At 36.3% G+C, this 24,708-nt stretch carries 27 protein-coding genes and 1 tRNA gene; 10 read left to right on the forward strand and 18 right to left on the reverse strand.

The window, feature by feature from the left end:
- Together AB9K26_RS06160 and AB9K26_RS06165 are read right to left on the reverse strand one after the other, a co-directional pair.
- Positions 1 to 441, reverse strand: a complete 441-nt coding sequence (locus tag AB9K26_RS06160) for a lipocalin family protein (RefSeq protein WP_369971665.1) — start codon at positions 439 to 441, stop codon at positions 1 to 3.
- Positions 442 to 443: 2 nt separating this feature from the next.
- Positions 444 to 1,523 carry a DNA replication/repair protein RecF gene (locus tag AB9K26_RS06165; protein ID WP_369971666.1) on the reverse strand — a complete coding sequence of 360 codons (1,080 nt, stop codon included), beginning with the start codon at positions 1,521 to 1,523 and terminating at the stop codon, positions 444 to 446.
- A gap of 122 nt (positions 1,524 to 1,645) precedes the next feature.
- Here AB9K26_RS06165 and AB9K26_RS06170 point away from each other — a divergent pair, with 122 nt between their 5' ends.
- From AB9K26_RS06170 to AB9K26_RS06200, 7 genes are all read left to right on the forward strand, one after another.
- Positions 1,646 to 2,410 (forward strand): tol-pal system YbgF family protein, encoded by a 765-nt coding sequence (locus AB9K26_RS06170; RefSeq protein ID WP_369971667.1) that lies wholly within the window; start codon positions 1,646 to 1,648, stop codon positions 2,408 to 2,410.
- 2 nt (positions 2,411 to 2,412) lie between these two features.
- The gene (ribH, locus tag AB9K26_RS06175) at positions 2,413 to 2,898 is read left to right on the forward strand and encodes a 6,7-dimethyl-8-ribityllumazine synthase (protein WP_369971668.1); all 486 of its coding nucleotides are present in this window, start codon (positions 2,413 to 2,415) and stop codon (positions 2,896 to 2,898) included.
- Between the two features lie 336 nt (positions 2,899 to 3,234).
- Positions 3,235 to 3,522 carry a riboflavin synthase subunit beta gene (locus tag AB9K26_RS06180; protein ID WP_369971669.1) on the forward strand — a complete coding sequence of 96 codons (288 nt, stop codon included), beginning with the start codon at positions 3,235 to 3,237 and terminating at the stop codon, positions 3,520 to 3,522.
- Positions 3,522 to 5,378 carry a DNA mismatch repair endonuclease MutL gene (gene mutL, locus AB9K26_RS06185; protein WP_369971670.1) on the forward strand — a complete coding sequence of 619 codons (1,857 nt, stop codon included), beginning with the start codon at positions 3,522 to 3,524 and terminating at the stop codon, positions 5,376 to 5,378. Before AB9K26_RS06180 ends, mutL begins: the two co-directional genes overlap by 1 nt.
- A gap of 5 nt (positions 5,379 to 5,383) precedes the next feature.
- A complete protein-coding gene (locus AB9K26_RS06190) occupies positions 5,384 to 6,136 on the forward strand; it encodes a rhomboid family intramembrane serine protease (protein ID WP_369971671.1) in 753 nt (250 codons plus the stop codon).
- On the forward strand, positions 6,136 to 7,008 hold the full coding sequence (locus AB9K26_RS06195; RefSeq protein ID WP_369971672.1) for a rhomboid family intramembrane serine protease: 873 nt from the start codon (positions 6,136 to 6,138) through the stop codon (positions 7,006 to 7,008). Before AB9K26_RS06190 ends, AB9K26_RS06195 begins: the two co-directional genes overlap by 1 nt.
- 13 nt (positions 7,009 to 7,021) lie before the next feature.
- On the forward strand, positions 7,022 to 8,044 hold the full coding sequence (locus AB9K26_RS06200) for an endonuclease/exonuclease/phosphatase family protein (protein ID WP_369971673.1): 1,023 nt from the start codon (positions 7,022 to 7,024) through the stop codon (positions 8,042 to 8,044).
- 2 nt (positions 8,045 to 8,046) lie between these two features.
- Here the strand turns inward: AB9K26_RS06200 and AB9K26_RS06205 are convergent, their stop codons facing one another.
- The 14 genes from AB9K26_RS06205 to AB9K26_RS06270 all read right to left on the reverse strand — a co-directional run bounded on the left by AB9K26_RS06205 (position 8,047) and on the right by AB9K26_RS06270 (position 20,393).
- Positions 8,047 to 8,355, reverse strand: a complete 309-nt coding sequence (locus tag AB9K26_RS06205; RefSeq protein ID WP_369971674.1) for a DUF6122 family protein — start codon at positions 8,353 to 8,355, stop codon at positions 8,047 to 8,049.
- The gene (locus AB9K26_RS06210; RefSeq protein WP_369971675.1) at positions 8,355 to 8,975 is read right to left on the reverse strand and encodes a WbqC family protein; all 621 of its coding nucleotides are present in this window, start codon (positions 8,973 to 8,975) and stop codon (positions 8,355 to 8,357) included. Before AB9K26_RS06210 ends, AB9K26_RS06205 begins: the two co-directional genes overlap by 1 nt.
- A 20-nt stretch (positions 8,976 to 8,995) precedes the next feature.
- A complete protein-coding gene (lepB, locus tag AB9K26_RS06215) occupies positions 8,996 to 10,579 on the reverse strand; it encodes a signal peptidase I (protein WP_369971676.1) in 1,584 nt (527 codons plus the stop codon).
- A gap of 60 nt (positions 10,580 to 10,639) precedes the next feature.
- On the reverse strand, positions 10,640 to 11,341 hold the full coding sequence (dapB, locus tag AB9K26_RS06220; protein WP_369971677.1) for a 4-hydroxy-tetrahydrodipicolinate reductase: 702 nt from the start codon (positions 11,339 to 11,341) through the stop codon (positions 10,640 to 10,642).
- A gap of 3 nt (positions 11,342 to 11,344) precedes the next feature.
- On the reverse strand, positions 11,345 to 11,932 hold the full coding sequence (locus tag AB9K26_RS06225) for a DUF5683 domain-containing protein (RefSeq protein ID WP_369971678.1): 588 nt from the start codon (positions 11,930 to 11,932) through the stop codon (positions 11,345 to 11,347).
- Positions 11,922 to 12,824, reverse strand: a complete 903-nt coding sequence (locus tag AB9K26_RS06230; protein ID WP_369971679.1) for a ParB/RepB/Spo0J family partition protein — start codon at positions 12,822 to 12,824, stop codon at positions 11,922 to 11,924. The genes AB9K26_RS06225 and AB9K26_RS06230 overlap by 11 nt, the downstream gene beginning before the upstream one ends.
- Positions 12,824 to 13,588, reverse strand: coding sequence for a ParA family protein (locus AB9K26_RS06235; RefSeq protein ID WP_369971680.1), 765 nt, complete (start codon positions 13,586 to 13,588; stop codon positions 12,824 to 12,826). The genes AB9K26_RS06230 and AB9K26_RS06235 overlap by 1 nt, the downstream gene beginning before the upstream one ends.
- 129 nt (positions 13,589 to 13,717) lie before the next feature.
- On the reverse strand, positions 13,718 to 15,841 hold the full coding sequence (gene scpA / locus AB9K26_RS06240) for a methylmalonyl-CoA mutase (protein WP_369971681.1): 2,124 nt from the start codon (positions 15,839 to 15,841) through the stop codon (positions 13,718 to 13,720).
- A 25-nt stretch (positions 15,842 to 15,866) separates the two neighbouring features.
- Positions 15,867 to 16,514, reverse strand: coding sequence for a hypothetical protein (locus AB9K26_RS06245; RefSeq protein ID WP_369971682.1), 648 nt, complete (start codon positions 16,512 to 16,514; stop codon positions 15,867 to 15,869).
- Positions 16,515 to 16,517: 3 nt separating this feature from the next.
- Positions 16,518 to 17,876 (reverse strand): methylmalonyl-CoA mutase subunit beta, encoded by a 1,359-nt coding sequence (locus tag AB9K26_RS06250; RefSeq protein ID WP_369971683.1) that lies wholly within the window; start codon positions 17,874 to 17,876, stop codon positions 16,518 to 16,520.
- A complete protein-coding gene (locus AB9K26_RS06255; RefSeq protein ID WP_369971684.1) occupies positions 17,869 to 18,174 on the reverse strand; it encodes a septum formation initiator family protein in 306 nt (101 codons plus the stop codon). The genes AB9K26_RS06250 and AB9K26_RS06255 overlap by 8 nt, the downstream gene beginning before the upstream one ends.
- A complete protein-coding gene (gene udk / locus AB9K26_RS06260) occupies positions 18,174 to 18,782 on the reverse strand; it encodes a uridine kinase (protein ID WP_369971685.1) in 609 nt (202 codons plus the stop codon). The genes AB9K26_RS06255 and udk overlap by 1 nt, the downstream gene beginning before the upstream one ends.
- Before the next feature lie 47 nt (positions 18,783 to 18,829).
- Complete coding sequence (locus tag AB9K26_RS06265) at positions 18,830 to 19,288, reverse strand: cytochrome c (RefSeq protein WP_369971686.1); 459 nt, start codon at positions 19,286 to 19,288, stop codon at positions 18,830 to 18,832.
- A 1-nt stretch (position 19,289) separates the two neighbouring features.
- Positions 19,290 to 20,393, reverse strand: coding sequence for a PQQ-dependent sugar dehydrogenase (locus AB9K26_RS06270; RefSeq protein WP_369971687.1), 1,104 nt, complete (start codon positions 20,391 to 20,393; stop codon positions 19,290 to 19,292).
- 106 nt (positions 20,394 to 20,499) lie between these two features.
- On the opposite strand from AB9K26_RS06270, the gene AB9K26_RS06275 reads away from it, so the two are divergent.
- A tRNA-Pro gene (locus tag AB9K26_RS06275) sits at positions 20,500 to 20,574 on the forward strand.
- A gap of 146 nt (positions 20,575 to 20,720) precedes the next feature.
- Positions 20,721 to 21,149: a peptidylprolyl isomerase gene (locus tag AB9K26_RS06280; protein WP_369971688.1), complete on the forward strand. Its 429-nt coding sequence runs from the start codon at positions 20,721 to 20,723 to the stop codon at positions 21,147 to 21,149.
- A 46-nt stretch (positions 21,150 to 21,195) separates the two neighbouring features.
- On the opposite strand, the gene AB9K26_RS06285 is transcribed toward AB9K26_RS06280, so the two are convergent.
- Positions 21,196 to 21,675 (reverse strand): hypothetical protein, encoded by a 480-nt coding sequence (locus AB9K26_RS06285; protein ID WP_369971689.1) that lies wholly within the window; start codon positions 21,673 to 21,675, stop codon positions 21,196 to 21,198.
- A 173-nt stretch (positions 21,676 to 21,848) separates the two neighbouring features.
- Here AB9K26_RS06285 and trxB point away from each other — a divergent pair, with 173 nt between their 5' ends.
- Complete coding sequence (trxB, locus tag AB9K26_RS06290; protein WP_369971690.1) at positions 21,849 to 22,829, forward strand: thioredoxin-disulfide reductase; 981 nt, start codon at positions 21,849 to 21,851, stop codon at positions 22,827 to 22,829.
- Between the two features lie 64 nt (positions 22,830 to 22,893).
- On the opposite strand, the gene AB9K26_RS06295 is transcribed toward trxB, so the two are convergent.
- Positions 22,894 to 24,708 carry a M2 family metallopeptidase gene (locus AB9K26_RS06295; RefSeq protein ID WP_369971691.1) on the reverse strand — a complete coding sequence of 605 codons (1,815 nt, stop codon included), beginning with the start codon at positions 24,706 to 24,708 and terminating at the stop codon, positions 22,894 to 22,896.

Raw genomic sequence — 24,708 nt, forward strand, 5'->3', positions numbered from 1 at the left:
TCAATTTTTTTGAGCGGATGCATTCATATTTATCGGCTCATACCTTTTATAAAGATACATATCTTTATTGGCATTAACTATTAATAACTCGGTTTCATTAGCATTTAAAACGGTTTCCTTCCATTCTGAATAAGGTGTTGAATAGATAAGATGTAAACTGTCATTAGAAATTTTAACGCTAACACCCTCTTTATCAGTAGATGTGGTATAAGTGCCTTCTAAGTTCGGTTTCAATTTGGTTCTGAATCCGGTAGTATTATCAGAAATCTCTATATACTCCACAGTATCATTGTAGGTGTATTCCTTTTTAGTACCATCGGATAAGGTGACTTCTTGAATTTCCCAATAGCCATTGATATGCTTTAATAGTTCGTTCGGATCTTTTGAGCAGCTGAAAAGAACTGCACTAGAAAGAAATAATAGTAAAAACTTCGATTTCATGGCTATAGCTTAAATATTTTATACGATTGATGGATTTGCTTCACTACATTTTCTGTACGTTCGGCATGCGTATCGCTAATGAATAACTGTCCGAAATTTTCATTGTCAACCAATGCTATGATTTGGGAGACTCGTTGTTCATCTAACTTATCAAAAATATCATCCAATAAGAGTAAAGGCGTGACACCACTTTGTGCTTTTATGAAATCGAATTGTGCTAATTTCAAGGCAATTAAAAAAGACTTTTGCTGTCCTTGACTTCCAAATTTTTTAATGGGATGGGATTCAATTTCAAAACTTAAATCATCTTTATGGACACCTACACTTGTATATTGTAAAGCTTTGTCTTTTTGGACATTTTGTTCCAGTAAGCTCTTTAAATCAGAATCGTGTAACTGACTTTTATATGCTAAAGTAATATGTTCATTATTGTTGCTAATTGCCTGATAACGAGATTTGAATATTGGAATAAATGTTTGTAGAAAAGCTTCTCGAGTTTTGAAAATCTCTTTTCCGTAGTTGTGTAATTGTTCATTATAAACCTCAATGGTTTGGGCATTGAAAGTATTGTTTGCCGCAAAGTATTTTAGTAGTGCATTTCGTTGCGATAAGACCTTATTGTAATTGATGAGATTGTTGAGGTAGGTTTTATCGCTTTGTGAAATAACACTGTCAATAAATTTTCGTCGCGTGTCACTACCTTCAATAATTAAATCACGATCTGCTGGAGAGATGATAACCAAGGGAATAAACCCAATATGGTCACTAAACTTGTCATACATCTTTCCATTGCGTTTAATAACTTTTTTTTGACCTCGTTTAAAGGATACTATGATTTTTTCAGAACGCTCGTTTTTTTCAAAAGCACCATCGACTACAAAAAAATCTGCTTCATGATTGATGTTTTGCGTTGTTACCGGATTGAAGTAACTCTTTCCGAAGGATAGATGATAAATAGCATCAAGCACATTGGTTTTACCTACTCCGTTTAAGCCAACGAAACAATTAATTTTATGGTCAAATTCGAAATCTTCACTTTCGAAGTTTTTGTAATTTACCAAACTAAGGGTCTTTAAAATCATAAAACGAGTAGAAATATTCGTGTTTTGGTCTAAAATCTCGTAAGAAGAAGTAAAAATAACAAATAATTTACCTTTTAATTCCCAATAAAAATTTTATTTTTGCGGCGCATAAATAGAGAAATATGGCAACGTATAAGAAAAGAGGTCACAAGCCAAAAACAAAAGCTGAGAAAGTTGAAGCTATAGAAGAAAACTCAACAACCGCTGAAGTTTTTAATACCTTAGATGAAGGTGCATCAAAAGCAGAAGATTGGGCAGTTAAAAATCAAAACACCATATTCATTGTTGTTGGTCTTGCTGCAGCAATTGTATTAGGATACTTGGGTTACAATAAATTTATCGCTGAGCCTAAAGCTGAAGAAGCTATGAATGAGATGTACACAGCTCAAAAATATTTTGAGGATGCTGTGAATGGTACTGAAAAAGATTCACTTTACACTTTGGCGCTAAATGGTGGAGAAGGTAAATATGGTATGCTCGATATCGTTAATGAATATGGAAGCACACCTGCAGGAAATCTTGCCAATTACTATGCTGGAATGGCATATCTTAACTTAAAGGATTACCAAAATGCAGTAAAGCATCTTAGCGATTTCAGTACTGATGATGCAGTATTGGGTCCTGTTGCTAAAGGCGGCATTGGTGATGCCTTTGTGCAGTTGAATCAACCAGAGGACGCATTGGAATATTATGAAAAAGCAATCGCAGCTTCTACAAACGATTATACAACTCCGATGTATTTGTTCAAAGCTGCTAATTTAGCTTTAGAATTAGGTAATTCTGACAAGGCATTGCAATATTTCAAAAGAATTAAAGAAGAGTTTTCAGGTTCTACGGAAGCTGCTAACATAGATGTTTTCATTGGTAGAGCTGAAGCAAAGAACTAAAAATGGCTACTGCTAACAAAAACTTATCCAACTACGATAAGATCACAATCCCAAGCGCGAAAGACTTTCGGTTTGGGATTGTTGTTTCTGAATGGAATGATTCCATTACCAACAACCTTTACAAAGGTGCTTTAGAGGCTTTATTAGATTGCGGAGCTTTACAGGAAAACATCATAAAGTGGGATGTTCCTGGAAGTTTTGAGCTGATTTATGGTTCCAAAAAAATGATTGAGCAGAATGTAGATGTGGTCATTGCCATTGGATGTGTGATTCAAGGTGAAACCAAGCATTTTGATTTTGTTTGCGAAGGTGTGACCCAAGGAATCAAAGATCTTAATGTCATTTCTGATACACCAGTCATTTTTTGCTTGCTTACCGATAATACCATGCAACAATCTATAGACCGTTCAGGTGGCGAACATGGCAATAAAGGGACTGAAGCAGCAATAGCAGCTATAAAAATGGCTGCTCTTAGACAACAGGCTTAAGTCGTCATAATTTCCAAACCAAAGAGTGTTAACATTTTTTAGGAGTGCAGCAACTGTTTTTCCTTGTAAATTCTGTACTTTTGAAATGTAACTAGTATTAGATTTGGTGGTGAATTTGTTTCGGCAACGTAAGAATAAACGCTTCAATTATATACCTAGACATTTAAGGGATTCGAACGCTAATAAGCAAGAGAATCTCAAATCGCAGTGGAATGCAATTAGGAATAAAGGCAAGCGCCAAAGTACGCCTAATAGCAGATTGATCATATTGTTGGTTGTTTTAGGAATGATAATTGCAGCTTGGTTTGTTTTAAGTCACTACGAAATATCATAATCATGGGAATTCTACACACACGCAAGAATAAAAAATACAATTACACGCCACGTTACTATAAAGGCGAAAGCAACCCTTATGAATTAAAACATAAATTTGATGATTTTAGGGTTACTGCAGGAAGTAATAAGGGCTTGAAAACTAAATTGAACAATGCTCTTGAAGATTATAAGTATAATCAAGATACTTCTGGAGCAAATAGACGTGTGATGGTCATTATAGGAATTCTAGTTTTGGTATTTTTGTTTATCATCGATTTTGATCTCTCTATTTTCTTTTCAGAACGCTAATGGCAGACATCATACAACTTTTACCAGATCATGTAGCTAATCAAATTGCAGCAGGAGAAGTCGTTCAACGTCCAGCTTCGGTTGTTAAGGAATTACTCGAAAATGCTATTGATGCCAAATCAAGCAGTATAAAATTAATTGTAAAGGACTCTGGTAAAACCTTAATTCAGGTTATCGATAATGGTGTTGGGATGAGTCCAACCGATGCGCGTTTGAGCTTTGAACGTCATGCGACTTCTAAGATACGTTCAGCAGAAGACTTATTCAGTATCAATACCAAGGGATTTAGAGGAGAGGCTTTAGCTAGTATTGCTGCAATCGCTCATGTCGAGTTAAAAACCAAAATGGAAGATGAGGAATTGGGAACTCAAATTGATATTGAAGGCAGTGAGGTGAAATCTCAAGACGTTGTTGTCACGCCCAAAGGAACATCGATTGCAGTAAAACATCTGTTTTTTAACATTCCAGCGCGACGAAATTTCTTAAAATCAAATACAGTCGAATTACGACATATTATTGATGAATTCCATCGCGTGGCATTGGCGCATCCAGATATTGCATTTACGATGCATCAAAATGGTAGCGAAACCTTCAATCTGCCACAAAGTAATTACAGACAACGGGTGGTCAATATATTTGGCGGAAAAACGAATGAAAAGTTAGTGCCTGTTGATGAGGAAACAGAAGTGTTGAAAATTTCTGGTTTTGTAGGAAAACCTGAATTTGCTAGAAAAACGCGAACAGAACAGTTCTTTTTTGTGAATGATCGCTTTATTAAAAGTGCTTATTTAAACCACGCGGTCAATTCTGCCTTTGAAGGCTTGATAAAAGAGGGAAGCCATCCGAGTTATTTTTTAAAACTTACGGTCGATCCCAAAACTATAGACATCAATATTCATCCAACAAAAACAGAAATCAAGTTTGATGATGAGCATACTTTATATGCTATTTTAAGATCTTCAATTAAACATAGCTTAGGACAATTCAACATTGCTCCAGTTTTAGATTTTGATCGTGATCAAAATTTAGACACGCCTTATGGTTATAAGGAAAAATCGGCTACAAATCCTGTTGTTGAAGTCGATCGTTCTTTCAATCCGTTTCAAGAGGACACACCTCAAAAAAGTGGAGGATTTGCTCCAAGCCATCGAAAAGTGCCAGCTGCCCAATGGGAAAGTTTGTATGTAGGTTTAGAAAGTAGAGGGACTAAATCGATTAGGGATTTTAGTGAAGTCGAATTTGAAAGTGAGTCTAAATCGGAAGAATTGTTTAGTGAAGATACGTCTTTGGATGATAAAAAGACCACGTATCAATTACACAATAAATATATTATCAGTACGATAAAATCTGGTATTTTGGTCATTGATCAACATCGTGCACACCAACGTATTCTTTATGAGCGATTTTTGAAACATACCACGATTAAGGAAGCGGTTAGTCAGCAATTGTTGTTTCCTTTACAATTACAGTTTTCAACTACTGAAATGGAAGTAATCAAACAGCTTCAACCAGATTTGGAACATACGGGTTTTGTGTTTTCCCAAGTAGAGGATACAACAGTTGAAATTACAGGCGTTCCTATTAATGTGCCAGAAAGCGAAGTCTCAATTATTCTTGAGCAACTCATTAGTGATGTAGAACAGGAAGTGCCAGATAGTAGTTTTAGTGCTACCGATTTATTGGCAAAGTCACTGTCGAAAAGTTTGGCGATTAAACGCGGACAAACACTTGATGGTATGGAACAGGAACACTTGGTGAATAGCTTGTTTGCCTGTAAGGAGCCAACGGTTTCACCAAACCAAAAGACCACATTCATAACTATGCGTGTGGATGATATTGATAAAAAATTCATGTAAGCTATATGATAAGAGGTATTACAGATGGTGTAAAGCACCTGATTATTATAAATGTTTTAATGTTCATTGGAACATTAACAATTGGTAATGGTGAATTGTTTTACCAATGGTTTGCTTTGTACTTTCCAAAAAATGAACTTTTTCAACCATGGCAAATAGTAACACACATGTTCATGCATGGGAATGCAACACATATTTTATTCAATATGTTTGCGTTATGGATGTTTGGTACTGCTGTTGAAGCCCAATTAGGGACTAAAAAGTTTTTATTTATTTATTTTTCTGCCGGACTTGGAGCAGTGCTCTTTCAGTTAGGCTATTACTATTTTAATTATTTGCCTTTATACTCGGAATTAATTTCAACAGGATTAACCGATTCAGAAATCGTTCAAATGTTTACTTCCAATGAAACCATTTCTGGTATTAATGACAGTCAGTTAAGTCTGTTGCGCGAAGCTTTTCCAATTTATAATGCCTCTATGGTTGGCGCCTCAGGTTGTATTATGGGAATTTTGGCTGCCTTCGGTATGATGAATCCAGAAGCCAAATTGATGCTTATCTTTTTGCCGATTCCTATTAAGGCGAAATATTTTATTCCTGGAATTATTTTATTGGATGTGATTTCTGCTTTTACAGGCCAATCGTTCTTCAGTCCGAGTAATACAGCATACATGGCGCACGTTGGTGGTGCCTTGATAGGATTTATCATTATGTGGTACTGGAAAAAAAATCAGTTTAACCAAAATCGCTGGTACTAATGACATCCCTGAGTCATGACATAAAAGACAAACTAAAGCGGCTTAATGTTTTTGAGAAGATCATATTAGTCAATGTCCTCGTGTTTTTAATTGGGAAATTGCTGGGTATATTCCAAAGACTTCCAAAAAATGCTGCCCTCAATTGGTTAGAGCTACCTCGTGATGTATTGGATTTTTTAATCATGCCGTGGACCATCATAACCTACGGCTTTACACATTACAGATTTATACATTTGTTATTCAACTGTTTGATTCTCTATTTTGTGGCCCGAAGTTTAGCGAACTTATTTCCAACGAAGCAATCCTTGAATATTTACTTTTTAGGGATTATTTCTGGCGGACTTCTTTTTTTGGCTGTTTATAATATCTTACCTGATTCTATTACAGTTGATGGAGGTTCGTTGGTTGGTGCTTCAGCAGGTGTTAGAGCGGTTTTAATTTTTTTATGTGCCTATATGCCTAATCGGGAAGCGCGGTTTTTTATGGTCAGTATCAAATTATGGCATATTGGTGTTGCTTTGGTAGCATTTGACTTGATAGGTTTAGTTGGTATTAATCAAGGCGGCAATGTGGCTCATATAGGTGGCTCTATCTTAGGGTATCTTTACGCTACCCAACTTCAGAAAGGAACAGATATTGGTAGTAGCTTCGGACAATTTATGGATAAGATAGCTAATCTATTCAAACCCAAGTCAACATTAAAAACGGTACATAAAAATAAGAGAGGCAGCTACGCTGGTCATAATAAAGCGGAGTTTAATGAGTTTAATAAACAAAAGAAAATCGATCTTATTTTAGATAAAATCAGTAAGAGTGGTTATGATAGCCTAACTAAGGAAGAAAAGGAATTTCTTTTTAAAGCCGGAAAATAATAGCACTATGTAAATGAAAAAGCTAAAGGGATTTGACAAGTTGATTTACATCGTCAATTCATTGACGGCTTTTGCTTTGCTATTATCTTACGTCTTGCCTTATATGGCGCCAAAACAGTTTGCGCTTCTGTCGGTATTGAGTTTAGCAGTTCCTGCTTTAATCATTGTCAATATTTTGTTTTTTGTGTATTGGTTGTTGAATGTGAGAAAGCAAATGTTGTTGTCGCTCTTTGTTTTGATTATTGGTTATAACCATGTGTTTTCGCTTTATAAGTTTTCGTCTTCAAAAAACATTGATGATAGCAAGAACATTTCCGTAATGAATTACAATGTGCGATTGTTCAATGCGTTTTATTGGATTAAGGGAAAAAATGTCAAGCAAGAGATTTCAAGTTTTGTTGCTGAACAGAAACCAGATATTTTGTGTATGCAAGAATATCGACCTCATGATTCAGTGAATTTTGTAGGTTATTTCAAATATGAAAAGTTATCGGGTAAACGTGTAAAAAACGGACAGGCGATTTTTACTAAATTTCCTATAGTTAATTCTGGATCGATAGAATTTCCTGACACTTCAAACAATGCTATTTATATTGATGTGGTCAAAGGTTCTGATACGCTTCGGATTTACAATGTGCATCTCCAATCGCTGCGAATTGATCCAACGGTTGAAAAGTTAGCGAATGAGGATTCTGAAAACCTAATTAAGCGTGTTAGCAGTACGTTTAAAACACAACAGGAACAAACCGAATTGTTTTTAAAACACAAAAAGGAATGCCCTTATAAAATGATTATTTGTGGCGATTTTAATAATACAGCGTATTCCTACGTTTATAAGGAAATAAAAGGAAATCTTACCGATGCTTTTAAATCTGCAGGAAACGGATTTGGAAGAACATTCGATTTTAAATTTTTTCCAATACGTATTGATTTTATCCTAGTCGATGAATCGTTTAAGATCAATCACTTTAAAACGTTTGATACTAAACTGTCTGACCATTACCCAATAATGGCAAAGTTTAAATTGGGAAAGTAAATTTACATCAGTAAACAGTCAACCGAATCGGCTAAAATATGTATCAAGCAACCTAAACCAATCAATCTGGTTTTCTTAATTAGTGTCAATACAACATAGCCAGCAATGGCATAATAGCTGTGAAGTGGATGGAAATTAATACTACATCTGTTGGGTTCAAAAATTGGAGTAGCCAAAAGATGGTCTAAATCTATTATCATAGTACTTATCATGATAATAAAGGCTATTTTCCATTGAGATTTAAAGACCAAAAGCGCTATAGCCAATGGAACAATAAAATGGATGCCATAATGGAGTATTGGTTGCAACATTATATGTGTAATGTCTGGGATTCCAAATAAGTTAATGAATTCGGACCTTCATTGAACAATAAGTCCAAAATACTCAGATTTTGTAAAAAGCCATGTTTGTCATCAAACACTTGATCATAAGTTGTAAAATCCTGATGGATTTCCTTTCTGCAATTCACTAAAGTTCGAGCATCCATAACCTTTTCTGGCGATTTTTCAAAAGTTTCGGTTTTTAGATATTCAAGAGGGTGTTGCAGGCATTCAAATACAAATTCAAGAGATTTAAAATTGAAATCCATGAGGTTATTGGCTTCAGCCTCAAACAAAGGCTTGAGATCGTCAATATAATATTCAAAAAAAGGAGAGGCGCTATAGGCCGATTCCAGTGATTTTAAATGCTGATCTTGCCAATTATCAATATTCGAAATTTCGACCTCTTTATACAGTTGTCGGTTTTTTTGGGAGTAGTGAACAGGAGTATTCAGATTTAAACGTCCATTGGCACCATAGATTGTAGCTCTATTTCTATAGGTTTGCTTTTGGTAGTTGTCACAAACCTCAAACACCAACTCTTTCGCCTTAACCATAGCCACAACATGTGCAATACTTGGAAAGTATGTTGGGTGCATTAAGATTGTCATGGCTAATATCTGAAAAGGATTTAACTGTTAACTTTCTTTTTCTTTCGCCACTTGTTAAAACCTATACCAGCAACTAGTACAACTAAAAATGGAATGAGATAAGAAACCGGTTTGCCTGAACCTCCAACCGTTGTAAACCAACGTTCCCAACGCGGATTTTTAAGTCCGTCCCAACTCATCCAAATAAATACAGGTTTTCCAACTACATGGTTAAATGGTACAAATCCCCAAGCTCTAGCATCTACAGAGTTATCTCTGTTGTCTCCCATCATCCAATAATAATTTTGTTTGAACGTGTAAGAGTTGGAAGGCGTACCGTTGATTAGGATTTGATTCCCTTTAACTTGTAGCGTATTACCTTCATATTCGGTTATGACTCTTTTATAAAGTGGAAGCACTTCAAGATTTAAAGCCACCGATTTACCTTCTTCTGGAATATATATAGGTCCGAAATTATCATAACTCCAGTTGTATTCAGGAGCTCTTGGGAACAACATATTGCTATCAACACCTTTTGGAGTGGTGCGTCTTGTAATTTTAGCAAAATACGGATTGTTCTTGGCTTTGTTGATGGCTTCCTCTGTCGCTTGAACTACGATTGAGTTTGGTCCGCCGGAATAAGGATTGTCGGTAATATCGTAACGCTTAAGTGCGCTCATGATTTGTTCTCCTGTAAAATTTCCTTGGAGTTCAATGTCGTAAGCAAATTGCAATTTAGCGCGATCTGGTAATTGGTTTTTCTCACCATTGATATATACATATCCATCGATGATTTCCAACGAATCACCAGGAATTCCAACACAGCGTTTTACCAAGTTGGTTTTCTTGTCAATAGGTTTGTAATAATTTCTATCTGGATTGAAATCGTTCATGTCCAGTAAGGTGTCTGCTGGCTGATTGAAAACAACGATGTCGTTTCGTTCGATATCTTCAAAACCAGGAAGCCTCATATAAGGCAACTGGAGTTTGTTTTTCCATGAGCTAGAACGTTTTTCAAAACGATCATCAAAGAGATAGGATTTTTTGTTCAGTACAGGAATCGTATCATGAACCATCGGCATTGCTACAGTGGTCATTGGTACTCGAGCTCCATAGTGAAACTTACTGACAAAAAGAAAATCACCAACTAGTAATGACTTTTCTAGAGAAGAACTTGGTATTGTAAACGGTTGAATGAAATAGGTGTGTACAATGGTTGCAGCAACTATAGCAAAAAGAATGGAACTCGTCCAATCACCTGAACTGGATTTAGGATGCAAATCTCTATTTTCAACATAGGTAACATCTGCAACATAGTTGAGGTAAAAATTATAAAAGCCTAAGGTCACAATTGCCAAAATGGTGTCTTGATAAGTGTTTTTTCCAAAACTCCTGGCAGTTTCAACCCAGACCACTGGGAACATGATGAGATTCACAATAGGAACAAACAATAATATGGTCCACCACCAAGGTCTGTTAATGATTTTCATCAAGATTACAGCATTGTAAAAAGGGATAAAAGCTTCCCAGGCTTGACGACCAGCTTTAAGATAAAGTTTCCAGGTTCCTAATCCGTGAATAATTTGGATGGCAAGGATAAAAATCAACCATTCTGTTATTGTCATACTATTTGTTTTGAGTTGTTGGTTGTCATAAAAATTAAAACGTTACGCATGCCAAATAGATTAACCAATGTTTAACACATCCTTCATGGTAAAAACACCTTTTTTATTGTGAATCCATTCAGCAGCAATTACAGCACCAAGCGCAAAACCTTGTCTGCTATGTGCGGTATGTTTAATTGAAATACTATCAATTTCAGAATCGTAATTAATGACATGTGTACCATGCACGTCTTCAATTCGTTTGGCTAAAATACCAATCTCATTTGGTTTTGGCTCATCCATAGACCAATTTTTATAATTGGTTTGTTCAATGATGTCTTTAGCTAAAGATATGGCAGTTCCACTAGGTGCATCTAGTTTTTGGGTATGATGGATTTCTTCAATGGAAGTTTTGTATTGCGGAAAGTCTTTCATCAGTTTTGCCAATACCTTGTTTACTTCAAAAAAAATATTAACACCTAAACTGAAGTTTGAAGCATATAGGAATGTCCCGTTTTTTTGTTTGCAAAGTTCGACAATGTCATCGTATCTATGTAGCCAACCTGTCGTTCCGGAAATGATAGGTGTTTCCTGTTGAATGGCTAATGAAATGTTCCCATAAGCCGAATCGGGAACACTAAAGTCAATGGCAACATCAATGTTTTCCAATGAATCGGTTTTTGTGTCTTTAGATAGTTTCAAACCTATGGTATGACCTCTTTGAATGGCAATGCTTTCGATTGCCTTGCCCATTTTTCCATATCCAAATAATGCAATGTTCATGATTTAGAATTTAAAATTGAGCGTGAGGCCTAAATCAGAACTATTCTCCATTTCATTGTATTGAAAATGAGGTCTAAGGGCTAAATTTTCATCTACATTATATTGTAATAAATGGGCGTCAACATTAGCATCAATAATATTGAGGGCATAGATTCCAACGGTAATTAATAGCGATAATTCCTTACGTCGCTTTAAGATTTTTTGGGCATTTATGAGTCCGTCAAGACTGACTCCTTGAAATTCATCATCATTAAAACCTGCTAGACGTCGTTTATAAGCATCACGATACCTATTGTACTGCTTGTTGTTAAAATCGTAAATTAAAATGCCTCCTGCAATGGCTCCAACCACTATTGGGACCTTCCAATATTTTTTATTGTAAGCTTGGCCTAAACCTGGCAAAACGGCAGAGTAGAAGGCCGCTTTTGATGGTGCCAGTATGTTGATGGGTTTGCTTTGTACAGAATCAACAACAACCATAAGATCTGTATCAACCTTGAGGCTGTCGTTTTCCTTTTTGTTTTGTGAAAAACCATAGCCCCAAAATAAGAGGCAAACAAGACCAACGATATAAAAATGCTTATTTGGCACTTTGAACTAATTTTTTGATACGGTTAAAATCTTCTTCCGAATGAAAAGGGATTGTGATTTGACCTTTTCCGTTTTTAGAAACCTTAACGCTAATTTTATGTCCAAAGTATTCCGAAAATTCTTTAACCCCTTTTTTGATGTATTTTGGAAGTTCTGTGTTTTTTGAAGAATGACTGGTTTTGGTCGGATTTTGGTATTGTTTAACCAATTGTTCAGTAGCTCTTACAGATAGTTTGTCAGTAATGATTTTCTCATAAATATCGAGTTGCTCACCCTGATTTTCAATATTGATAATCGCGCGACCATGACCCATTGAAATGAATCCATCACGCATACCTGTTTGAATAATTGGGTCAAGTTTCAGTAATCGCAAGTAATTGGCAATAGTAGAACGTTTTTTTCCAACACGTTCACTCATTTGTTCTTGGGTCAAATTGATTTCATCAATGAGACGTTGGTAGGAAAGCGCTATTTCAATTGGATCAAGATCTTGACGTTGGATGTTTTCAACAAGAGCCATTTCAAGCGATTCTTGGTCATTGGCAATTCTAATATATGCTGGAATTGTTGTTAAGCCAATGAGTTTTGAAGCTCTAAAGCGACGCTCACCAGATACGAGTTGGAATTTATTAAACTCCAGTTTTCTAACAGTAATAGGCTGAATAACACCAAGCTCTTTAATGGAAGAGGCGAGTTCTCTAAGTGTTTCTTCATTAAAATTGGTTCGAGGTTGAAACGGGTTTATTTCAATACTCTCTATGTCAAGCTCAACGATATTTCCTATGATGGTATCTGCATTTTTGTCTTTTGCAGAATTGATATCGTTATCAGGATCTTTTAGAAGTGCTGAAAGACCTCTACCTAGAGCTTGTTTTTTTGTTGCCTTCGCCATTATGCATTCTTGTTAATGATTTCCTTAGCCAAACTTAAGTAATTTGAAGCACCTTTGCTACTCACATCATATTTAATAATGCTTTCTCCATAACTTGGAGCTTCACCTAATCTTACATTTCTCTGAATGATGGTTTCGAATACCATATCACTGAAATGCTTTTGAACTTCTTCAACAACCTGATTTGATAAGCGAAGACGTTGATCGTACATAGTCAATAACATGCCTTCAATATCCAAATTGTTATTATGAATTTTTTGAACGCTTTTCACGGTGTTCAATAACTTTCCAAGGCCTTCCAATGCAAAATACTCACATTGGATAGGAATGATCACCGAATCAGATGCTGTTAAAGCATTTAATGTTAACAATCCTAGAGAAGGTGCGCAATCGATCAAAATATAGTCGTAAGCGGTTTTAAGATGCTCGATAGCAGTTTTAAGCATGTACTCACGCTCATCTTTATCAACAAGTTCAATCTCAATAGCGACAAGGTCGATATGGGCTGGAATGATATCAACATTTGGAGAGTTGGTTTCAACAATACAGTTTTCTGCCGTAGTAGTATGCTCTAATAGTTGGTAGGTTCCAGTTTCTACATTTTCAACATCAATACCTAATCCTGAAGTCGCATTGGCTTGTGGATCCGCATCAATAAGCAAGACCTTTTTTTCAAGAACACCTAAGGATGCTGCTAGGTTTACAGAGGTTGTTGTCTTGCCAACACCACCTTTTTGATTGGCAATTGCAATGATTTTACCCATTAACTGATTTGGTTTTATTGAGGTGTAAAAATACGATTATTTATGTGTTTTAAAAGTGGAAGTTGTTAACAGGTTTTCACTTTAACACGAGTTTAAAACAGCAAAAAAATCTATTGGTTTGATATGATGCTAATCTATTAGAATTTCTAAAATCTTAATAGCAGCATCACTGATTTTGGTTCCAGGTCCAAATACCGCTACAGCACCAGCATCAAATAAAAATTGATAATCTTGCTTAGGAATAACACCTCCAACGATGACCATGATGTCCTCACGTCCATAATTCTTAAGTTCCTCAATGACCTGCGGCACTAAAGTTTTGTGGCCAGCAGCCAAAGAGGACACGCCAAGAATGTGAACGTCATTTTCAACAGCCTGTTTGGCAGCTTCCTTAGGTGTTTGGAATAAAGGACCAATATCTACATCGAAACCAACATCGGCATACCCTGTAGCAACGACCTTAGCGCCTCTATCATGTCCGTCTTGACCCATTTTTGCAATCATGATACGTGGTCGTCGACCTTCTTGTTCAGCGAACTGATCTGCCAATTCGCGAGCTTTCTTGAAGGATTCATCATCCTTTATTTCTTTACTATACACACCTGAAAAAGATTTAATTTGTGCCTTATAACGACCGAACTCAGCTTCCAATGCACTACTGATTTCACCCAATGTAGCTCGGTTTCGAGCAGCATCAACTGCTAAGGACAAAAGATTCTCTTGTCCTGTCTTTGCAGCTTCAGTGAGCTTATCTAATGAGGATTTTACAGCGTCAGTATCACGAGTAGATTTAATACGCTCTAGTCGTTTTATTTGTCCGTTTATAACGGTTTGGTTGTCGACTTCTAGAGTGCTTATCGGATCTTCTTGTTCCAGTCTGTATTTATTGACACCAACAATGATGTCCTGACCAGAATCAATTCGAGCCTGTTTTCGTGCTGCGGCTTCTTCAATTCGAAGTTTTGGAATTCCAGCCTCTATGGCTTTGGTCATACCACCAAGTTCTTCAACCTCTTCAATAAGTGACCAAGCTTTATGGGCAATGTCATGTGTTAGTTTTTCAACGTAATAACTTCCAGCCCAAGGATCAACAGTTTTGGTTATTTTGGTTTCCTCTTGTAGAAAAATTTGAGTGTTTCTAGCGATTCTTGCAGAAAAATCAGTTGGCAAGGCAATGGCTTCATCCAATGCATTGGTATGTAAGCTTTGTGTGCCACCAAAGGCAGCTGCTGCTGCTTCAATAGTAGTTCTTGCCACATTGTTGAAAGGGTCTTGTTCCGTAAGGCTCCATCCTGATGTTTGGCAATGTGTTCTTAAGGCAAGTGATTTAGGGTTCTTAGGGTTAAATTGACTCACGAGTTTAGCCCATAACATTCTGGCAGCTCGCATTTTTGCGATTTCCATAAAATGATTCATGCCAATTGCCCAAAAGAAAGAAAGTCGTGGTGCAAACGTATCGATGTCCATTCCAGCTTCCAAACCTTTTCTGATATACTCAAGTCCGTCAGCTAAGGTATACGCCAACTCAATATCACAAGTTGCTCCAGCTTCTTGCATATGGTATCCCGAAATACTAATGCTATTGAATTTCGGCATATTTTTACTGGTATATTCGAAAATATCAGAAATTATTTTCATGGATGGTGTAGGAGGATAGATGTAGGTGTTTCTCACCATAAACTCCTTAAGAATATCGTTTTGAATGGTACCTGCTAATTGTTCCGGAGCCACACCTTGTTCTTCAGCAGCAACAATATAAAATGCCATAATTGGTAATACAGCGCCATTCATGGTCATGGATACCGACATCTTATCCAAAGGTATTTGGTCGAAGAGAATTTTCATATCCTCAACACTATCGATTGCTACACCTGCTTTACCCACGTCACCTATTACACGTTCATGATCAGAATCATAACCTCTGTGTGTAGCCAAGTCAAACGCGACAGAAAGTCCTTTTTGTCCTGCGGCTAAGTTGCGCTTATAAAAAGCGTTGCTATCTTCAGCAGTGGAAAATCCAGCGTATTGTCTAATTGTCCATGGTCTGCGAACATACATGGTAGAGTAAGGTCCACGAAGGTTTGGTGTAATTCCAGCAACAAAGTTAAGGTGCTCTACCTCTGAAAGGTCTTTTTTGCTGTAGTGTGATTGTACAGAAATACCTTCAGCCGTATGAAATATGCTTTCCGATTTGGGATGCGAGAATCCTTGTTTTGCCTTAGTGGTTATATGTTGGAGATCTTTTCTTTTCATTTTTGGCTAATTCAAAATTATCAGACTAATCGTGATTATGTCCAGCGTGAGGATCAACCTTGGTGTTTTGCTTTATATTTTCCTCTACAGAATTGTCTTCTTTGGTTGGATCAACATTGTTGAGTTTTGCATAATAGAGTTCCAAGGCAACATACATGGCAAGATGTTTGTCGCTATTCATTCGATTGCTATAAGTTAACAGGAGGTCCTTCAACATTCTGTAACTCATGCTATTCGTATTCAATAACGCACTGAATGTGGTTTTCAAATCGTTGTCAACGATGTTGTTTGCTATGCAATCGAAAATCTTATGCTTGTAATTTAGCGAATATTCATTGGCATCATTTACATACCATAGACCATCCACATTTTTAAGCGCCTCAAAAACATCGATTGAATGTGGTGTTGCAATCTTGTGAAAGCTAACCATGTTTCGTGTGCTTTCTTTTGTGAATTGTCGATAAGAGTACATGAGATTGTCATTGCTTGAAGGATAGCCTTTGGTTATGACATCTTCAAAATTATACAAGGCTTCTTCAAACAGTTTTTTGTTCTCGATATCGCATTTTAGAAACGTCTCTTTTTCTGAAAATTTATAGTCCAATTCAGTTTGTTCATTTTTGCAATTCACTAAAGTAATACTTAGTAAAATTAGAAATACTCGAATTTTCATAATTTATTTTTCGTTATTTAACCTATTGATATCCAGTTTTTCAGATAATCTTTTTTCAATAATAGGTTCAATTAATGTTTTAATTGGGTTTGCTTTTACAAAGGGTTTGATTTCCAATTCAGATTTCATTTGATCTTCGGGATTAGGATGTTTATTGGTACCTAATAACACCAATGCTCCGTTGTCAAATTGTTGTTGTTCTAAATGGGCACTTTCCTTAATTTTTCGTTGTATGGTTCCAGATTTTAATTGATGTAAAAATCCACCCTGAGCTTCAATATCTTTAAAAATTTGAAGCGCTTTTTCCGAAAGTTGCGAGGTAAGGGTTTCAATGTAGTAACTGCCATCGGTAGGATTGTCAACTTTATCAAAATAACTTTCGTATTTCAAAATCAAAGCTTGATTTCTAGAAATGCGTTCACCAAAATCATTCGGCTTATGGTATAAGGCATCATACGCTAAATTGTTAATGGTATCTGCACCACCAAGAATGGCACTCATGCATTCAGTTGTAGTACGAAGCATATTGGTGTTGTAATCGTAAATAGTCTTGTTTCTTTTTGACGGAGTTGCAAAAATATGGCAAGTCGGGTTTACTTGGTATTCTTGGGCTAAAACATTCCAAAGTTGTCTTAAGGCTTTTAATTTTGCAATTTCAAAGAAATAGTTAGTGCTCACAGATACATTGAAAACCACCTGAAGGGTTTCTTTTTCTTTGGAATCCAATACATCATCAAGGTGATTCAAATACTCATTGGCATGCGCCAAGGCGTATGCAAGCTGTTGAACAATATTTGCACCTGCATTTTGATAAAGAGTGGCATTGATAGCTATTGTGTTATTGGTTTTAACTATTTCATCAAAGGATTTGTGGTCACTTTCAAGATTAGAGAACCAGTTGCCAGTTTTGGCTAAATTGCCGATGATATCAGTATTGACACAAACAGATTCATCAATAGCCTTTATGTAATCAGTATCAATAAATTCAGTATTAACAAATATGTTAGTGTCTGAAGTATCAATATCTTTAATTAATGTATCTGAAGAAATAGAAGTATTTGGAATAATAAACTTTATTGACTCTGCACCTTTGGAAATAGCATCTAAGGCTTTAGAGTTGGCTTCTTCAGCCGAAGTTGCATGTATGGTCTGGCATATTTTAAAATTTGAAACTTTTGCTGAAGATAGTTCAGGTGTGTTTTCGAATTCATCCAGATGATAGAAAGGCCTTACATCGATCCCTTCATTGCTCTTCCAGATTAATGTGTCGTTGTAATCTGCACCTTTTAAATCAACTTGTATTTTTTGTTTCCATTGTTTTGATGAGACATCTGGAAACATATCAAATAAGGATTTACTCATTATTATCTTTAGTTTTTAGGCTGTCCTCGTATTCTATGATATAAATATCTTCATTCTCTTTTTTCATGTAATATTTTTCTCGAGCTAATTTTTCTACACCTTCATCGGTACTGAGCTCTTTGATGGCTTTTTTATCTTTTTCGATTTCATTTTTGTAGTATTCCTTTTCATCTTCCAGGTCACTAATGTCCTCATTGAGTTCTCTGTGGATCAATAAGGAGTTGGAATCAATAAAAAGCATCCAAACAGCAAACACTATAAATATGATGACAAATATGTTCTTAAGATATTTAAGCATTAATTCAGTTTTTCATTAATTATGGTCTTCACTATATCAACTGCAACCGTATTGTATTTGTTGTTTGGAATGATGATATCGGCATATTCTTTCATAGGCTCAATAAATTGCTGATGCATTGGCTTTAACGTGTTTTGGTAACGTGTTAGCACTTCGTCAATATCTCTACCGCGCTCCGAGATATCCCGTTTCAAACGTCTTATCAGTCTTTCGTCGCTATCGGCATGAACAAAAATCTTGATATCAAACATCTCTCTTAGCTCGGGATTGGTAAGAATTAAAATCCCTTCAACAATCATCACTTTTCTTGGTTTGGTCGCAATGCTGTCACCCGTTCTATTGTGTTTTACGAACGAGTATACAGGTTGATCTATGGTTTGTCCTTGCCGTAACTGTTTTAAGTGGTTTTCCAATAATTCAAAATCGATCGATCTTGGATGGTCAAAATTAATCTTCACACGTTCATCATAGCTTAGATGAGAAGTGTCTTTGTAATAGGAATCTTGAGAAATCACTCCAACTTCGCCTTCTGGAAGTTCATTTAAGATTTGATTGACTACTGTGGTTTTTCCGCAACCTGTACCGCCAGCAATTCCTATAATAAGCATAATTAAGTTTTAGATTGTTATAACAAATTTAGTTATTTCAGTCCATTTTAGGGCTTAATTTCGGAAACTTCTTTTTCAGAAACCATACTTCTGTTTTCATTTCCCCAACTATTGGAAATATAGTTCATAACATCAGCTACTTCAGTATCTGAAAGTCCTTGTGCAACCATAGCTGAATTGTAGGACTTACCATTAACAACAATCTCTCCATTCAATCCGTACTTAATGGCTTTGATGCTTTCTATGCGATTATTCATGAGATAATCTGACTGTGCCAAAGGGGGAAATAAATTAGGTACGCCTTTACCATTTGGAAGATGGCAGGTCACACATAAGTCACTATAAATTTCAGAACCTCTTTGGATACTTTCAACAAGTTTTGGATCCATTTTTTTTGAAGCTTGGGTATGGCTTTCAGATTTGTTATTGATTTTTTTCTTTTCAGATGAAATACAGCCAACAAGAACAATGTATAAAAACGCAAATAGGTAAGAAGGGACTCTCATTTTATTTTCTGATCAATTTAACGATTCCTAAATTTTCTACACCAACATAAATATAGCCATCAGGACCTTGTTCGACAGAGCGAACACGTCCCAACCCGTCTAATAAACGTTCTTCCTTAGTGACTTTTCCATTCTTAATGTAACAGAGGTCTAAGTACTGGAATTTTAAGGAACCAACGAGTAAATTGCCTTTCCAATCCCCATAAATATCACTGCTAATAAAGGCCATGCCACTAGGAGCAATTGATGGAACCCAGTAGTGAAGGGGTTGTTCCATCCCTTCTTTTTCAGTAAGGTCTGTAAATTTTGTGCCACTGTAATTTACTCCATAACTAATTACAGGCCATCCATAATTCTTGCCTGCTTTGATGATATTGATTTCGTCGCCGCCTCTTGGACCATGTTCATGAGTCCAAATCTCTCGAGTTATAGGATGAATCGTCATGCCTTGTGGATTGCGATGGCCATAGGAATATATTGCTTTTTTAGCATTAGGCTCATTTACAAATGGGTTGTCTTTGGGAATACTACCATCATCGTTCAATCGGTATATTTTTCCACCATCTTTTGTAATATCTTGTGGGTTCACATCTCTTTCGCCACGTTCGCCTATTGAAAAATAAAGATAACCACTGTCGTCAAAAGCAATTCTAGAGCCAAAATGTTGCCCTCTGGTTGTATTGGGTGTGGCTTTGTACAATACTTCCTTTTCAACCAAGGACATGTTTTTTAGTTTCGCTCGTATTAGGGCAGTATGACCACCTTTATCACTTCCTTCAGAAGACGCATAAGTGAAATAAATCCATCCATTGCTTTTATAGTTAGGATGGAGTTCAATATCTAAAAGACCTCCTTGACCTCGATTATAGATTTCAGGTGCATTTTGAATTTTGGTCCTCTTACCATTCTTGAAATGAATGATGGTTCCATCTTTCTCATTGATTAGTAAAGCACCATCTGGAAGAAATACAAATCCCCATGGAATATCGAGATTATTCACTACGACCTCATGGCTATGCTTTGTGTTGACGGGATTTTTATCTTGGGCACAAGCTAAAAAAGTTAAAAAAATAAATGACAGGAGAACTTTGTTTTTTAAAATCATGGATATTGGGTTTTCACTCTAAAATTAATAATAAAATAGCTCAGTTTTTAAAGAAAAGGTATATATTTGCAATCCAATTTCGAAAAGATATTCTTTTCAATTCATTCGGAGTGTAGCGTAGCCCGGTTATCGCGCCGCGTTTGGGACGCGGAGGTCGCAGGTTCGAATCCTGCCACTCCGACAAATAAAGCTGAGCATTTTTGTTCGGCTTTTTTTATGACATATAATCAAAATTGTTAATGTAATATTGGATTAATTGGAATCGCTCATTGGTGTCCAACATATTAATGGTAGCTTTGTGGCAATTTTAATAAGAAAACATAATTTATGAGTCAAGTAAAAGATAATGATACAGTGAGAGTTCATTACACAGGAAAATTAAGTAATGGTCAAGTTTTTGACAGTTCAGCTGACAGAGAGCCTTTGGAAGCTAAATTAGGACAAGGAATGTTGATTCCAGGTTTTGAAAAGGCCATCCTCGACATGAAGATAAATGAGAAAAAAACAGTGGCCATACCAAAGGAAGAAGCCTATGGTGATGTAAGGGAGGATTTATTTCATAAAATTGATAAAACACAATTGCCGCAAGAGATTAAGCCTGAAGTGGGTATGGGATTGGTATCCAGAAGTGAAGACGGAAGGGAGCACCAGTTCAAAGTAACCGAAGTTAACGAAAATGATATTGTTGTTGATGGGAACCATCCATTGGCAGGACAGGATTTAACTTTTGAGTTGGAACTGATCGAGATTAAATAATTATCTCGCTAGTTATAAAAAAAAGAGCCTTTTAAGGCTCTTTTTTTTATTCGATTCGTTTGTAGTTTTCGGAGTAGATTCTATTACCATCCTCGTCAATTTCTATCTGACTAAAACTATTGCCGTTAAAGGTTACTTCATAGATAAACTCCTTTTTTTCTTGTATGATTTTACTCATCATTTCAGATCCGTAATCTAGGACTTCTGTGAGTTGATCACCATCTAACTCATATCTTCCATAGCCAAACCATTCTGTTGAGTCTGCTGGAACATTCTTACACCACATCACTTTTGTTGGCGTATACATTTTGACTTGGCGATACCCTTTACTGGTTGTAAAAGAATCAGTGACCACATTATTGTTATAGTTGTAGAAACCAACTAGTTCCCAAGCGCCTTGAAGCTGAGTGTTTTCTAGTACTATTTCATTTTCCGATGAGGTGCCTTCATTATCATTGGTATTAGCCTTTGAATTGCATGAAGATAAAACGATACCTAATAGTATAAAATATAATAGTGATTTCATCTCGACATGATTTAATGGTTCTTTTAAAGTTACAAAAAAAAAGACATACGTGGTTATATTATTTATTCATTTCTATCATAGATAATTGCAATAATTTGATAATAAGTGTTGATAACTTCTATGTAAGTTTTCTATCAAAAACTCTACTTTTGTGATACTTAAAATCAATATATATGTCAGATAATATAGAACACGTTAAATGTCTTATCATAGGTTCTGGTCCTGCTGGATATACAGCAGCTATTTATGCTGCAAGAGCTAATATGAATCCAGTATTATATCAAGGAACGCAACCTGGAGGACAATTGACAACCACAAATGAAGTTGAGAATTTTCCTGGTTATCCTGAGGGAATTACTGGTCCTGAAATGATGATTGAGCTTCAAAAGCAAGCTGAACGCTTCGGAACAGATGTTCGTGATGGTTGGATTACCAAAGTAGATTTTTCAGGAGATATTCACAAAGTATGGGTGAATGATACTAAAGAAATCCTATGTGATACTGTTATCATTTCGACTGGAGCTTCAGCGAAATACTTAGGATTGGATTCTGAACAAAAATATTTAAAGCTAGGAGGAGGCGTATCTGCTTGTGCAGTTTGTGATGGCTTCTTCTACAGAAATCAAGAAGTGGTTATTGTAGGAGCTGGAGATTCGGCCTGTGAAGAGGCACATTACCTTTCTAAATTATGTAAAAAGGTCACTATGCTTGTGAGACGTGATGAATTTAGAGCATCTAAAATCATGGCTGATCGCGTTAAGAACACTGAAAATATTGAAATTCTTTACAACACTGAAACCGAAGAAGTTCTTGGTGATGGTCAAGTCGTTACAGGTGTGCGTGTATTCAATAACCAAACTGATGAAAGGTTTGAAATACCTGCAACAGGCTTTTTCGTGGCTATTGGGCATAAGCCTAATACAGATATTTTTAAGGATTTCCTTGAATTGGATGAAACAGGTTATATAATCAATAAGCCAGGTAGTACTAAAACCAATATTGAAGGTGTGTTTGTATCGGGTGATGCTGCAGACCATGTTTACAGACAAGCAGTAACGGCTGCAGGTACAGGTTGTATGGCCGCTTTGGATGCAGAGCGTTATCTAGCTGCTAAAGATTCCAGCTTTGAGGTGAGTACGTCAACTTATAATTAGATATTAAATTGAACAAAAAAGGCGCCAATTTTGGCGCCTTTTTTATTTAAAAGATGTTTGTCTTTTAAAGCGTTTCTGGAAGTGTATAGGTTCTGCCTTTGTTTTGTTCCTTTAAGTAAGGCATCAATGGTTCAAAGTATTCCAACATTGGTTTAGCACTCATGCCAGTACCAACACTTTCCTTTAAAAGTTCTCTCCAATCATTATTAGCGCCACTTTCAAGTACACCTCTTAAAAATGTACCAACATCCTTACTTCCAAAATAATTTGTAGCATGCGGATCTTGATTTAGGATATTCTTTGAGATATGATCATGAAACTGAAACAATAAGATATAGGAAACGGCGTAATCATAATATTGAGCCGCATCATTGTTGATATGTGTTTTTGAAGCTGCGTCGCAATATTCCTCTCCACGATCTGTTGGAGGAACCATACCTTGATATTTTTTAGCTAGTTCCCACCATTTTTTGTTGAATTGATCCTTCGGTAAATTTTCAGCATAAAGCGCATTCTCAAACTCGGTCATAACACCTGCAGAAAATGGTAAGAATACAATATTGTTCAACGCTTCTTTAAGAAGGTTTTGAGTTTCATTTATTTCAGCATCTGCATCAACTAAACCTTTTCCGGCTAAGAATGGTTTTTGCATGGCAGCAAACCCAAGTAAACTTCCAATGGCTTCATGGTAACCACGATTGGCACCTCCTCGAAGCAAAGGTGGCACATTCGGATTGGTATAGGCTTGATAGTAATAAATGTGTCCTAATTCATGGTGAATTGTTTCGTAGTATTCTGCAGTTGGCTCTACGCTCATCAAACATCTCAGATCATTTTTCAAATCCATATGCCAAGCAGAAGCATGATTGTTCTTTTTGTAAGGTGCATCGGCTGGAAGTGGATACATACTTGATTTTTCATAAAAGCTTTTCGGAAGGGCATCAAAACCAATGCTTTTATAAAAGTTTTCGCCTTCTTTTACAATCCATTCAGGATCCTTATCGGCCAAAACACCGTCAATGTCCAATCCTTCAACATTTACCAAGGCACTCCAGTCTTGTCCCCAACGATTAGGCAACCAATGTGCAGGTAGATATTCAGGAACTTCAGCATTGTATTTTTTTGCAAGTTCATAACGAGCCCAAGTATGCAGCTCTCTATATAAAGGCCAAACCTCTTTTACCATTTTGTTCATTTCATCAAGCATTTCTTGACGCGTCATTCCATAGTCGGATACTTGGTATGAGAAATAGTCATCATAACCGAGAGCGCTCACTGTTTCATTGCGTAATTCTCTTAGGTTTGCCAGGCCGTCTTTCAATCCGACACCTACTGCTTTTGAAGCTTCCCAATACTTTAGGCGTTCATCTTCTTTATTTGATTCTCTCAAAACCTTATCGATATCTCCAGTTGTGACTGAGGTTTCATTTACTTTAAAATCGAACCCAAACAACTTTTCGTTTTGAGCGTTTTCAGCAGTAATTCGCTCTTTTACCAAATCTGAAACTATTTCAGGATTGTTGGCTGCGGCATATAAAATGGTGTTGAGCTGGCGTACTTGAACCGTATCCAATTCAGCTTTATATTCTAAGAATTTTCGTGTTTTGTCAATGACTTCAGAGCTTCCTGTAAATTTAGCAAGAGCTTCGTTGGCTTGCTGAACTTTATAAGCATTTGTTGTGTCACCTGGAATAATTTTAGTGTTGGCATCCCATTCCGCTAGAGCAGAATCATAATATAATTTTACGAAGTCATTGGTGTAGTCATCTAAAAATGCCTGAACATCTTCTTTGGAAACTTTGGTTGCTTCATTTTGGTTGTCTTTCTTACAGGCTATACTAGAGAAAAGAATAGCCATCAATAAGAGTGTTTTTTTCAT

Origin of the sequence: Psychroserpens sp. XS_ASV72 (assembly GCF_041224425.1) — a bacterium.
Taxonomy (GTDB): domain Bacteria; phylum Bacteroidota; class Bacteroidia; order Flavobacteriales; family Flavobacteriaceae; genus Psychroserpens.